Raw genomic sequence first — 12,871 nt, 5'->3', positions numbered from 1 at the left:
TAATGAGATGTGAGTGAAGAAAATGAGCCAAGTGAGCAGCATGGAAAAGACAGCAGAACCCGTAGCATTAGCATCGACGTTAGCACCGGCGCCGCTAACGTTAGCTGAGCGCCTAGCGCGCCCTGAATTACTGGATTTAACGCCCTACCAGAGTGCCCGCAGACTGGGCGGCCGTGGTGATATTTGGATCAATGCCAACGAATCGCCGTTCAATAATGTCGATACGGCAGCGCTCGATTTATCAAAATTGAATCGTTACCCAGAATGCCAACCGCCGCAACTTATCAGTGCCTACAGCGAATACAGCGGCGTAAGCGCCAGCAAGATAGTTGCCAGCCGCGGCGCCGATGAAGCGATTGAACTGTTAATTCGCGCCTTTTGTATACCAGGCGTCGACAGCATTGCCTGCTTTGGCCCGACGTACGGCATGTATGCCATCAGCGCGAACACCTTTAATGTGGGCGTTAAAGCGTTAAATCTCAGTGCAGAATATGGCTTACCGACAAGCTATGCCGAGGACGTTCGCGGCGCAAAACTGGTGTTTATCTGCAATCCCAATAATCCAACCGGGACTGTGATCGACAAAGCCATTATCGAGCAAGCAATCAAAGCCCTGCCCGATGCGCTTGTGGTGATCGATGAGGCCTATATTGAGTTTTGCCCCGAATACAGTGTGGCGGATTTGCTGGAAAGCTATCCGAATCTGGTGGTACTGCGCACCCTGTCAAAAGCCTTTGCTCTCGCCGGCGCACGCTGTGGTTTTATGCTGGCAAACGAGGCAGTGGTCGAAATCATTATGCGCGTGATTGCCCCCTATCCAGTGCCGCTGCCCGTGAGTGAAGTCGCCACCCAGGCGCTATCGAGCGCAGGCGTTGCAAGGATGAAAGTGCAAGTCGCACAATTGAATGAACAAGGTGCCAGACTCACAGTGGCGATCAGCGCATATTGTTCAAAATCGAATAGTTCAGAGTCCCGCGCCCGCGTGCTTAAGCCTAACGGCAATTATGTACTGGCTGAATTTGATGATGTCGCCAAGGTCGCTGCGTTACTGCAAGGCAGCGGTGTTGTCGCCCGCGCTTACAAAGACCCAAGGCTTGCCAAAGCTATCCGCTTTAGCTTTAGTTCAAAGGCGGATACCGATGTGTTAGTGAATTTATTTGAATCGCAACGCACTGAGCAGTCATCAGAAAACGAATAATAAGTCACTGATAATAAATCTCTGATCATAAAAAACTAATAAAAAGCGAATGCGGCGCTGAAAGTTAAATCAGGTTAAGCATTAGCTAAACGAATTGAATTTGAAGGTAGAGCCATGAACCCACAATTTATCCCGAACGTTGCACAAAAAATTCTGTTTATCGACCGCGATGGCACCTTGATTGAAGAGCCCATCACCGACAAACAGGTCGATAGTCTAGCGAAATTAGTGTTCGAGCCACAGGTGATCCCCGCTTTGCTACGTCTGCAAAAGGCTGGGTTTCGTTTAGTCATGGTCAGCAATCAAGACGGCCTTGGCACACCGTCTTTCCCGCAGGAAGATTTCGACGCGCCCCACAATATGATGATGCAAATCCTCAAAAGCCAAGGGGTTAACTTTGAAGATGTGGTGATTTGCCCGCACTTTAATGATGAAAATTGCAGCTGCCGTAAACCTAAGCTTGGGCTAGTAAAAGACTATCTCACCCAAGGCTGCATCGATTTCACCCAATCGGCGGTGATTGGCGATCGCGAGACCGATGTGGAACTCGGCAATGCCATGGGCATTAAAAGCCTGAAATATCAACGCGAAACGTTGGGCTGGAACGCCATCGCCGATTCACTGCTGAATAAAGGCCGCACCGCCACGGTCGTGCGTACCACCAAAGAAACCGATATACGCGTGACAGTGGATCTCGACAGCCCTGTTAAAGGCAAAATCGACACTGGCATTGGCTTTTTCGACCACATGCTCGATCAAATTGCTACCCACGGTAATTTTAGAATGGATGTGAAAGTCGATGGCGATCTGGAAATCGACGATCACCACAGCGTCGAAGACACTGCGCTGGCCATAGGTGATGCCCTGCGCCAAGCGCTCGGCGACAAACGCGGTATTGCCCGTTTCGGCTTTAGTCTGCCGATGGACGAAGCCAAGGGTGAATGTCTGCTGGATATCTCTGGCCGCCCTTTTATCAAATTCTCGGCCGATTTTGAGCGTGAGCACGTCGGCGAAATGGCCACTGAAATGGTACCGCACTTCTTCCGCTCCTTTGCCGATGGCCTGCGCTGTACGCTGCATGTGTCGACCGAAGGCGATAACGATCACCACAAGGTTGAAGCCCTGTTTAAAGTACTCGGCCGCGCGCTACGTCAAGCAATTAAAGTTGAAGGCGATATTCTGCCATCGAGCAAAGGCGTGCTTTAAGGCATCAGCATAAATCGTTTAAGAGGTTAGGATGCAACAAGACACTCTATTAACAGCTAGCCCGCAATTAACAGCAAATGCATCACCAGATGCTGAAACCGTCATCATAGACACGGGCTGTGCCAATTTAAACTCAGTACGTTTCGCCTTCGAGCGTTTAGGCGCTAAGGTGTTGGTCACAGACGATAAAGCCAAAATCAAAGCAGCAAAACGTGTGGTGCTGCCGGGTGTGGGTACGGCGGGAGCCGCCATGGCGTCCTTACATGAAAAAGGCTTGGTCGAACTCATTCAAGGCCTGACTCAACCTGTGCTGGGCGTGTGCCTTGGCATGCAAATGTTGGCGGCAATTTCTAAGGAGCGCGGCGGAAAAGGTCAAGATTGCGAGTGCTTAGGCATAATCCCGACCGACATTTGCGAGCTGGATACGCAGTTGCTCAAAGCTGAAAGCCTACCTTTACCGCACATGGGCTGGAACCAACTTAAGCTTACGACAAACTCACAAGGAGCCAAAATCCCTAACGTTCACCCGCTGTTTACGGGCATTGAAGATGGCAGTTATGTGTATTTCGTCCACAGTTACCGCGCGCCGTTGAGTGAATTTACCTTAGCCCAATGTTCCTATGGTGAAGACTTTAGCGCCGCCATCGGCAAAGGCAACTTTATGGGCGTGCAGTTCCACCCCGAAAAAAGTGCCGCCGTGGGTGCGCAAATTCTGCGTAACTTTTTACTGATGGACGAGTTACAGATGAACGAAGCGCTGATGAACAAAGCGCTGATGAACAAAGCGCTGCAAAGCAACTCTGCTGATGGCCAATCTGGTGTAAAGAAGGCTGACCAATGAATAAATTACTCATTAAAAAAGTATTTATTAATAAATTACTTATAAACAAATCAATCAAGGATATGAGCTTATGATTATTCCTGCGATTGATTTAATTGATGGCAATGTCGTCCGCCTCTATCAGGGCGATTACGACCAGCAGACCACCTTTGATTTAAGTCCTTTGGCGCAGCTGCAATCCTACGAGGCACAAGGCGCTAACTGGTTGCATATCGTTGATTTAACCGGCGCGAAGGATCCCGCTAAACGCCAAACTCGCCTTATCAGTGAATTAGTGGCAGGACTAAACGCCAATATTCAAGTGGGCGGCGGTATTCGTACTGAAGAACAAGTCACTGAATTATTAGCTATCGGTGTAAAACGTGTGGTAATTGGCTCACTTGCGGTGAAAGAACCTGAGTTAGTTAAACAATGGTTTATCAAGTACGGCAGCGAAGCGATTTGCCTCGCACTCGATGTCAATATCAACCAGAGCGGCGAGAAAATGGTCGCCGTATCCGGTTGGCAAAGTGGCGGCGGTAAGAGTTTAGAATCCCTTGTAGAAACCTTTAGCACTGTCGGCTTAAAGCATGCGCTAGTGACTGACATTAGCCGTGATGGCACCTTAACGGGCGCCAATACCGCGCTTTATCAAGAAATTGCAGCAAGCTTCCCCAACATCGCTTGGCAAGCCTCCGGCGGTATTGCAACTCTTGATGATGTGAGCGCCGTGCGAGACAGCGGTGCTGCGGGCATCATTATCGGTAAAGCCTTGCTTATCAATCAGTTTAACGTGGCGGAGGCAATCCAATGCTGGCCAAACGACTAGTCCCCTGTTTAGATGTGAAAGATGGCAAAGTAGTGAAAGGCGTGCAGTTTCGTAATCACGAAATTGTCGGCGATATCGTGCCCTTAGCCGCGCGTTATGCCGAAGAAGGCGCCGATGAGCTGGTGTTTTATGACATTACCGCCAGCGCCCATGAACGTGTGGTCGATAAATCTTGGGTGAGCCGCGTGGCCGAGCAGATTGATATTCCCTTCTGCGTGGCAGGGGGTATTAAAACCATTAGCCAAGCCCGTGAATTATTAGCCTTTGGGGCGGATAAGATTTCGATTAACTCGCCCGCCTTAACTGATCCGAGTCTGATCTCGCGCCTGCAGGACGAGTTCGGCCGCCAATGTATCGTGATTGGTATCGACTCCTTTTTCGATGCCACCAGCAACAGCTATAAGGTAAAGCAATTTACCGGCGATGAAGCGGCAACTAAGGATACGCAGTGGTTCACCCAAGACTGGGTTGAAGAAGTACAGAAACGAGGTTGTGGTGAAATCGTGCTCAATGTGATGAACCAAGACGGCGTGCGCGGCGGCTATGATATCAAGCAGTTAAGTCTTGTTCGCGCCATCTGCGACGTGCCGTTAATTGCCTCGGGCGGTGCAGGAACTATGGCGCATTTCCGTGATGTGTTTATTGAAGCCAAGGTCGATGCGGCGCTGGCAGCGAGCGTATTCCACAAGGCGATTATCAACATTGGTGAGTTAAAAGCCTATTTAGCGGCCGAAGGCATTGCGATTAGGCGCTAGCTATTGCAATTAGCCGCTCGCGGTCAATCGTTTATAGCGAGCTAATGGCGCCTACCGCTACAGTAAGAGCATGAGTAAGAGCTAGCAACCACAATACGTCGCTAAAAAGCATCAACAAATTAAGAGTGAACACTATGTCAACGCAAACACACACTAAATCGGATTTTAGCGAGCTGGATTGGGACAAACAGGATGGGCTTATTCCTGCCGTTATCCAAAATCACTTATCGGGCAAGGTATTAATGCTCGGTTATATGGATAAGGCCGCGCTGGAAAAAACCTTGAGCACAGGTGATGTCACCTTTTTCAGCCGCTCAAAACAGCGCTTGTGGACTAAAGGTGAAACCTCGGGGAATACGCTAAGGTTGGTCGCTATCGATAAGGACTGCGATAACGACAGCCTATTAGTGCAAGTGATCCCCAACGGCCCAACCTGCCACAAAGGCACCGAAAGTTGCTGGTTAGATGACAATGCGCACCCTTTCTTGAACAACCTCGCGAGCTTAATCACCTCACGTAAAGGGCAAAATGCCGATTCCAGTTACACGGCGTCTTTGTTTGCGCGCGGCACAAAACGTATCGCCCAAAAGGTTGGCGAAGAAGGCCTTGAAACCGCCCTTGCCGCCGCGACCCACGATAAGGAAGAGCTGGTTAACGAAGCCTCAGATCTTATCTATCACTTGCTGGTATTGCTTGAAGATCAAAACTTAAGCCTCAGTGACATCACAGCAAATTTGCTGGCAAGACATGAAAAGGCGCTAGAGAGCAAAGCATAATCTGCTTACTGTTCCTGATGTCTTACTATCGATTTTACCGCTAAAAATGCCGCCCGCTTAAATCAAGTCGGCGGCATTTTTTATCGCGCGATTCCCTCAAGTGCCATTGTCGCAGTGTGAGCAATGAATATCTTGCCCCTTAATCCTGTGACAAAAAATAATCAAAATACTGTTGTAATGGTTGACAAGTACAGTTCAGTTCCCTATGGTAACCTCCGTTGCCGTTAGGTTATTAAGGCAAAGCATCAAAACACTTATCCGTTTTTACTCAACACACGCTAAGGCAAGTTTTATGTGTTTCACACCCTTTTATTATCCCTATCTGTAGCCGCAATGGCATAGATAGGCACCTCGCCTGACCTTCCATTGTGGCCATATCCTTTCGGATCCGCTGAGCGCCACTGTCTCATTTGCTTAAATCATTTTGTGCTTGAATCGCATCAAAATCCTTTAAGACAGTTGCTTTAGGATCAAGTCTTTATCTCTTTTTCTTGCGACACGCTTTTGAGATCATGTTATGACACAGAATAAAATTTTCGGCAGTTTACTGCTTATCGCCGGCACCACAATCGGCGCGGGCATGTTGGCTTTGCCTATCGCATCGGCTGGACTCGGTTTTGGCACCTCCTCCACCATTATGCTCATCCTATGGGCGCTGATGGCCTACACGGCACTGCTAATGGTGGAAATCCACCAATTCGCCCCCAGCGATGCCAGTCTTAATCACTTAGCGCAGCGCTTATTGGGTCGTAAGGGCCAGTTGATCGCCAATAGCGCCTTGATGTTTTTACTGTACGCCCTCTGCGCCGCCTACATTGCTGGTGGCGGTGAGCAAGTGAACCAAAAGCTGAGCACTTGGCTAGGACTAAATTTGCCACCGCAGGCGGGTGCAATCCTATTCACCCTGCTGGTTGGCGCCATTGTGGGCATGGGAACCCACTGTGTGGATCTCATCAATCGCGGTTTATTTGCCCTTAAGCTATTGGCATTATTGCTTATGTTGGCCTTGTTACTGCCGCAGGTTGAAAGCCCACATTTGCTCGAACTCCCGCTCAACCAAGGCCTAATTATCACGGCTATTCCGGTGATTTTTACCTCCTTTGGTTTTCACGGTTCGATTCCATCAGTGGTGCGCTACTTGGGCGTTGAAGTCAAAGCCCTGCGAAGGATCATGTTGTTTGGCTCGGCTTTGCCATTAGTTATTTACCTTTTGTGGCAACTGGGCAGTCAAGGCGTATTAAGCCAAAGTCAATTGCTCGAAAACCAGAGTTTATCAAGCTTTATCAATCAACTGGCGAGCGTACTGCACAGTGAATACTTAAGTAGCGCTATAAGTCTATTTGCCGATCTCGCCCTTGCGACCTCGTTTTTAGGGGTGAGTTTAGGTTTGTTCGATTTTATGGCCTCAAGCTTAAGGCAAGAAGATAATGCAACAGGTCGAAGCTTAACCGCGGCTATCACCTTTTTACCGCCCTTAGGTTTTGCCCTCTTCTACCCTCAAGGTTTTATCGCCGCCCTAGGCTACGCGGCGATTGCGCTGGTGATCCTCGCCATCTTTTTACCTGTGACCATGGTGTGGACACAACGCCAGATGCGAGACGCTGCCAATATGCCGATGGGTTACCGCGTTGCGGGCGGAAAGTTAGCCTTAATGCTCGCCACACTTTGCGGAATTGTGGTGATCGCCGCCCAGATATTTAGCTAGCCGCAATTCACTCACCAAGAGTGAGTTAACCAAAAGTTCGCTAGCTCGAATAAAAGATGAAGTACAAGAGCCTGTAAAACCTCAACTATTGACAGCAGGCGCTTGTCTATTCAATGATCCTTTCACATTAGTCAGCTAAGCCCGTGAGTGTTAAACTGCCTCAGGTGCTCGTGCGCGATATAAAAGCTCCGAAGTAACCGAACAAATTAAAAGTGCCAATGAAATATACACATTCGTGTATTTTTGCACTGCTAAAGCACGAGTTTGATCAGGGCTCTTTCAATAAAGGATAAATATCAAACCCAATGCCAATCCACAACAAGCCAAGCCGTGGCAATGCCTCTGATAGCAAGGCACTTCAGCACGAGGCAACGGAGATATCTGCAGGCCCTCGCAGTGGTGCTTTAGATTTTGGAACGGATACTCATGTTGCTGCGCAAAATCGCCGTAAATTCCCCCTAAAAAAAACCTTATTGGCGACCAGCTTAACGGGCATCTTGGCGGGCGTGGCGTTAACTGTTTGGATTGTGAATACCCAGGCTGAACAACTCATCATACGGGCGGCAAATTTTGCCCTCACAGGTATGGACAGCGAACTGATTGACATTGAATTAGGGCAAAGTCAGTTAGAACATTGGCGAATTACCTCTGCCAATCTGAGGGTGCATGATAGCCATATCAAGCTTAATGATTTGAATATTCAGCTAAAACTTGACTGGCCACAGAGTTTTGCCGAACTGAAACAGTTCAGCCAAGCCTCTTACCTCACTCAAAAAATCACCCAAATATCCACAGGTAATATTGAAGTCGAGTTAGGGCAATCACTGTTTTTACCCAATCGAAATGCCATCGATGAACAAGGCCCCGCATTGGTCTTAGATATCAAATCATTACCACTCATCGATATCGGAAAAACCAGTCTTATTCTCAAAGCCCAGCATCTCAACACCCAAAATGATTTACCCGCCTATCGTTTGGTGATGGACAAGTTGAGCCTCAACGGTGCGGGGGAAATCAACAGCGAGTTTAGTCACGCAGGCGAAAGCATAGCCACACTTAAAGCCACACTCGAAACCAACAAATGGCAACTCATGAGTCAAATCCAGCTCGCGCCGCTGCTTGCAAGCTTACATCAAATCAGCCTGAGGCAAGCGCAAGACAGTGTACTGAGTCCGTTAACTGAGCTTGATAAAGAGTGGCAAGCGTTAGCAATTGATTTACAAGGCCAATTGGTATCCAACAGCAGTATCACATTAACCTCAGGCGAGCTTATCAGTGAACATCAGTTAATCGAGCCAAAGCTGACCTTTAATCAGTTGGCAGCGCTGCAACTTGCACCTAAACCCGAGCTTGCGCCAAAACCTGAGCTCGCATTTAAGATTGCAGGGCATTTAGCCGAACTTGACCTAAAACTAGAGCCCTTTAGCTTAGCTGTGAGCCCCAATACCGCCCAGCAACAGCGATTGATGCAGCTGCTCAATGCATCACTAGCTAAACCTTCATCTCAATCAGTATCTGAACCAGTATCTCAACCGATAGCTGAGCAAGTGCCTGATCCGCTAGCGAGTCAAATCGCTAAGCTGCTATCGGGGCTCAAAAGTACAGATGCACCAGTAGGGATCGCACTGACATTGCCTGAAGCCCTGCACTATCCGCTGACTCAAATTCCGCAAGATGTGCACTTGGCTAATCCCCTTTCGATTAAACTTCCTCAAGTGAAGCTTAAAACCTTAGGCAGTAAGCTAGATACCCAAGTCGATTTGGCCAATGTTGAAATCACAAAATCAACCGAAGCACTGTCCTTCAAAACAGATTGGCGCCTTAGTACGAGGCAAACAGGCTCAATGCAATTATCTGAATTGTGGGCAAATCCGCCGCAGGACTATAGCTGGAATAATAGTCAGTTAACGACAGCAGGCACATTTAACTTAGTTCAGACGCCAAGTTCAACCGATTGGCAATTTATCACTGCCGCTACCAAATCGACTGAACTGACTCAATCAACAAAACAAAATACTGGCAACACGCTACAGTTCGCCGTGGGTGAGCTTAAGCGTATTAGCATGCAAAATAAAAATGCGGCTAAACATGCAGAGTTTAGCCTTGGTAGTATCGCGATAAATGCCCTCGCGCCGCTGAACATAAGCTCGCAGCAAAGCACTCATACTCAGAGTTCTGGTATTCAAAAAGCCAGTCCAGCGCAAAGCTCAGTGCCCACATCTGATACCGCAAACAGGTTAACCCTTGCCATACCGCCTTTAACCTTAGCACTGGAGCAACTGTATTTTTCGCAGACCAAACAGACTTTAGTGACAGATGATGTAGTCACTGAGGCTAATGCGGATAAAAATGCGAGCACTAGCATCATAACGAAAACCGATATGAATGCGGGCAGTTTCTCGATTGCATTACAAAAAGCCATGTCATTCGAACTTAAACCCGATATCGAAGCGCTGTTCGACTCGCTGCTCGCTACCACTTGGCATAATCAACTCGCATGGCAAGCCAGTCAGCTAAATATCGAAAAACAGCTCAGCAGCAAAGGCCGCAGCCGCAAAGAAACCGTACTTAAGCTGGACAAGTTAACGCTGGCACAAAGCTTAGATTGGAAAAATAACACGCTCTTTGGTGATGAGCATTGGCAAGTGGGCACAGTTGAGCTGCAAAGCCAACACAAGTTGAACCTTGCCACCTCGAACAATCCCTTAGTGTTAACGGGCCAATGGGTAGTCAACACTAGCATGACCGAGGCGCTGGCCTTGCTCAATCAAACCCAACCCTTACCATCTGAGCTTAATGTCACAGGTAATAACCAATTACAGGCGCAGTTTAACCTAACGCAAAGGCGCAATCAGACCCAATTTGCCATGCAAATAACTCAATCGATGACAGAACTTGAAGGCTTTTATAAAGACATCATTTTTGAGGGGGGAAAACTGCAAGCGCAATGTGAGTTCACTTGGGGGCAATCTTATAAAAAAGAGTCTCATAACAAGCCGCAGGATAAAGGCTATTTTAGCAGCCTCAGTAAGCTCAATTGCCCGCAGACGCTGATGACCTTTAACTTATTTGATCCTGGCTTCCCACTGACTGATATTGAAGTGGAAGCCGATATCGTCCTTGGCAAAGATGCCGAGAAATTGCCCGACAATTGGATACAACAACTCACAGGCTTAAGTGACACCGATGTTTCCATGACCGCCAAAGGCAAAGTGCTCAGCGGCCAGTTTCTGCTGCCAGAATTTAATCTTAAATTGCAGGATAAATCCCATGCCTATCTGCTGCTGCAGGCCATGAGTCTGGAAGAGGTCCTGCGCATTCAACCACAAATTGGCATCTATGCCGACGGCATATTCGATGGCGTGTTGCCCGTCGATTTAATCAACGGCAAAGTGTCGATCACTGGCGGGCAATTAGCCGCGCGCGCACCCGGCGGCCTCATCGCTATCTCAGGCAACCCCGCCGTTGAGCAGATGCGCCAATCCCAACCGTATCTAGACTTTGTCTTTTCAACGTTAGAACACTTACAATACAGCCAATTATCAAGCAGTTTTGATATGGACCAAGCTGGTGATGCTAAACTACTCGTCGAAGTAAAAGGCCGCGGTGAAGGGATTGAACGCCCTATCCACTTGAATTACTCCCACGAAGAGAACATGCTGCAATTATTTAGAAGTCTGCAAATTGGTAATGACTTGCAGGACAGAATCGAAAAATCAGTGAAGTAACAAGGAAACCTCAGTGAAGATAATTCAATTACAGCAAATTAGCATAGGTACCCGAAGCGCACTTATCGCATTGGTAGCCCTAGCCTCATTGCAGGGCTGTACGCCCACAGTCAAAATAGAACCGCCGGATAAACCTATCGTTATCAATCTCAATGTGAAAATTGAACATGAGATACGGATCAAAGTGGATAAGGAATTAGACCAACTCCTGTCAGACGATAAGCTGTTCTAATTAAATAAGAATTGAGGAATCACCATGAAATCAATCCGACTAAAAACAAAGTTATTATTGCTATTAACCCTCAGCATCTTAAGCCTAAGCGCCTTTGCCATGTCACTTCAAGAAGCTAAATCACAGGGCTATTTAGGCGAACAAGCCAACGGCTACTTAGGATTAGTGCAAGCCAATCCCGAAGCCAAAGCCGTGATGGACGACGTAAATAACAAACGCCGCGCCCACTACGAAACCATCGCCAAGAAGAACAAACTCTCCCCCGCTGATGTTGCTAAACTCGCAGGCGAAAAAGCCATAGCCGCCACAGATAAAGGCAACTATGTGCAAGATGCCAAAGGCAAATGGATTAAAAAGTAGTCCGCTTTCTAAGGCTCTAGCGCGTAAAAGCAAAACGAATAAATATAAACAAAACGCCTGCAGTAGCAGGCGTTTTTATGGGTGGATTTGTCGATAACTGGATAGATGATTTACTTAACTAAAAGCTAACTGACGACAAAATAATTAATATTAATTTTCATTGCTTCCCCAGTCACCCGCCTTCCTATTTCTAGTAAGAAGCATCCCACATTAATACAACAATTTTTCATGCCTGTAATTTGCCCACATGACATAACCTAAAACAATACACCCTGATAGCAAAAGAAAAACTCTGGTATTTTCGGTGTCAGGGATAGCTTGAAAGACAGAGTTTAGCCATAACGGGAAAAATATTCCAATAGGGATAACAGTGACGATGAACAATGCAGAAATAAAGTAGCAAATAAGAATGTTGCCGATGCCGCGTGGTTTAGGCCATCCAAAGCGCAAATTCATAGATTTATGCAATTTAACCAAAAATGTAATCGTGGCTAGGTAGATTATGATTCCTACAATAAACAACAATATATCTATCATATTCAATTTGGCTTATAACGCCGCTATCAATTGCGGCAAAAAGTGGAGTAAGTGAAGCGAACGTAACTTTTTGACGTCAATGACATAGCTTGGTTAGGCTTCCGTCACTTCTAGGATTACACTGGTCTGAATTTTTGGGTTCCAGTAAAGTCCTCCACCATATTTAAAGTGCTCCTTTACTGCACTCAGTGTTTCTGTATGAGACTCAAATATCGTGAACCTAGAGCCTAACTTTGTATAGTGCGCATGCGCGTTTACCTCATTAGACCAGTAAAAACGCGCATGGTTAACTAACTGTAATAAAAGGAACTTATCAGCTTTTGTTTAGATATATCATCAGGAAAAACGCGCATGCGCGTTTTCCAAACCTATTATCTCAAGCCGTCAAAAAATAAGTTATTGATAATAAATGCTATATACATCATACATCGAAAAGACCGAACACCCACAGATTTTTTGCTTTTAGCGCTGCACAGACAACGCTAAAAAATCAAAGTAAAACCGTTAAACGTAGTCTCTAATCTTCTGAACCTGCAGGCTACGCAAATGCCAAAAAGGTGCGCCGTGGTGTTTGACGAGACGACCGTCCGACCCATGGACGGGGCGGTCGAGCACTGTAGGATCCCCTCATAATTCATAACCCCAACAACCATGAGTTAATGAGAGTTCAGTTAGTTTCTTCGCAGCACAAAGCAAATTATCTGCTGATATGGGGTAATCATGCC

The 12,871-nt window shown here is 47.2% G+C and carries 10 protein-coding genes; all 10 read left to right on the top strand.

Annotation, left to right across the window (positions count from 1 at the left end; all coding sequences use genetic code 11):
• The first annotated feature begins 22 nt into the window (after positions 1 to 22).
• The 10 genes from hisC (at position 23) to KO537_RS06685 (ending at position 11,609) form a co-directional block, all read left to right on the top strand.
• Positions 23 to 1,198 (top strand): histidinol-phosphate transaminase, encoded by a 1,176-nt coding sequence (hisC, locus tag KO537_RS06730; RefSeq protein WP_219234182.1) that lies wholly within the window; start codon positions 23 to 25, stop codon positions 1,196 to 1,198.
• A gap of 114 nt (positions 1,199 to 1,312) precedes the next feature.
• The gene (gene hisB / locus KO537_RS06725) at positions 1,313 to 2,404 is read left to right on the top strand and encodes a bifunctional histidinol-phosphatase/imidazoleglycerol-phosphate dehydratase HisB (protein ID WP_028759780.1); all 1,092 of its coding nucleotides are present in this window, start codon (positions 1,313 to 1,315) and stop codon (positions 2,402 to 2,404) included.
• A gap of 31 nt (positions 2,405 to 2,435) precedes the next feature.
• Positions 2,436 to 3,245, top strand: a complete 810-nt coding sequence (hisH, locus tag KO537_RS06720) for an imidazole glycerol phosphate synthase subunit HisH (RefSeq protein ID WP_219234097.1) — start codon at positions 2,436 to 2,438, stop codon at positions 3,243 to 3,245.
• A gap of 70 nt (positions 3,246 to 3,315) precedes the next feature.
• Entirely contained in the window at positions 3,316 to 4,053 is a 738-nt protein-coding gene (gene hisA, locus KO537_RS06715) for a 1-(5-phosphoribosyl)-5-[(5-phosphoribosylamino)methylideneamino]imidazole-4-carboxamide isomerase (protein WP_219234096.1), read from the top strand.
• The gene (hisF, locus tag KO537_RS06710) at positions 4,035 to 4,808 is read left to right on the top strand and encodes an imidazole glycerol phosphate synthase subunit HisF (RefSeq protein ID WP_006081894.1); all 774 of its coding nucleotides are present in this window, start codon (positions 4,035 to 4,037) and stop codon (positions 4,806 to 4,808) included. The genes hisA and hisF overlap by 19 nt, the downstream gene beginning before the upstream one ends.
• A gap of 134 nt (positions 4,809 to 4,942) precedes the next feature.
• Positions 4,943 to 5,584, top strand: a complete 642-nt coding sequence (gene hisIE / locus KO537_RS06705) for a bifunctional phosphoribosyl-AMP cyclohydrolase/phosphoribosyl-ATP diphosphatase HisIE (RefSeq protein WP_219234095.1) — start codon at positions 4,943 to 4,945, stop codon at positions 5,582 to 5,584.
• A gap of 517 nt (positions 5,585 to 6,101) precedes the next feature.
• Positions 6,102 to 7,289: an aromatic amino acid transport family protein gene (locus KO537_RS06700; RefSeq protein WP_219234094.1), complete on the top strand. Its 1,188-nt coding sequence runs from the start codon at positions 6,102 to 6,104 to the stop codon at positions 7,287 to 7,289.
• Positions 7,290 to 7,594: 305 nt separating this feature from the next.
• Positions 7,595 to 11,017 (top strand): YdbH domain-containing protein, encoded by a 3,423-nt coding sequence (locus KO537_RS06695; RefSeq protein WP_219234093.1) that lies wholly within the window; start codon positions 7,595 to 7,597, stop codon positions 11,015 to 11,017.
• 13 nt (positions 11,018 to 11,030) lie between these two features.
• On the top strand, positions 11,031 to 11,249 hold the full coding sequence (locus KO537_RS06690) for a YnbE family lipoprotein (protein ID WP_028759774.1): 219 nt from the start codon (positions 11,031 to 11,033) through the stop codon (positions 11,247 to 11,249).
• A gap of 24 nt (positions 11,250 to 11,273) precedes the next feature.
• On the top strand, positions 11,274 to 11,609 hold the full coding sequence (locus KO537_RS06685; RefSeq protein ID WP_219234092.1) for a YdbL family protein: 336 nt from the start codon (positions 11,274 to 11,276) through the stop codon (positions 11,607 to 11,609).
• The last annotated feature ends 1,262 nt before the right edge of the window (positions 11,610 to 12,871 follow it).

The organism is Shewanella sp. NKUCC01_JLK (assembly GCF_019345615.1).
Taxonomy (GTDB): Bacteria; Pseudomonadota; Gammaproteobacteria; order Enterobacterales; family Shewanellaceae; genus Shewanella; species Shewanella oncorhynchi.
This window is presented reverse-complemented; position numbering and strand designations above follow the sequence as displayed.

Bases quoted from the DNA above. Each gene is read 5' to 3' on its own strand.
- hisC (WP_219234182.1), top strand. From the start codon at position 23: ATGAGCCAAGTGAGCAGCATGGAAAAGACAGCAGAACCCGTAGCATTA.
- hisB (WP_028759780.1), top strand. From the start codon at position 1,313: ATGAACCCACAATTTATCCCGAACGTTGCACAAAAAATTCTGTTTATC.
- hisH (WP_219234097.1), top strand. From the start codon at position 2,436: ATGCAACAAGACACTCTATTAACAGCTAGCCCGCAATTAACAGCAAAT.
- hisA (WP_219234096.1), top strand. From the start codon at position 3,316: ATGATTATTCCTGCGATTGATTTAATTGATGGCAATGTCGTCCGCCTC.
- hisF (WP_006081894.1), top strand. From the start codon at position 4,035: ATGCTGGCCAAACGACTAGTCCCCTGTTTAGATGTGAAAGATGGCAAA.
- hisIE (WP_219234095.1), top strand. From the start codon at position 4,943: ATGTCAACGCAAACACACACTAAATCGGATTTTAGCGAGCTGGATTGG.
- KO537_RS06700 (WP_219234094.1), top strand. From the start codon at position 6,102: ATGACACAGAATAAAATTTTCGGCAGTTTACTGCTTATCGCCGGCACC.
- KO537_RS06695 (WP_219234093.1), top strand. From the start codon at position 7,595: ATGCCAATCCACAACAAGCCAAGCCGTGGCAATGCCTCTGATAGCAAG.
- KO537_RS06685 (WP_219234092.1), top strand. From the start codon at position 11,274: ATGAAATCAATCCGACTAAAAACAAAGTTATTATTGCTATTAACCCTC.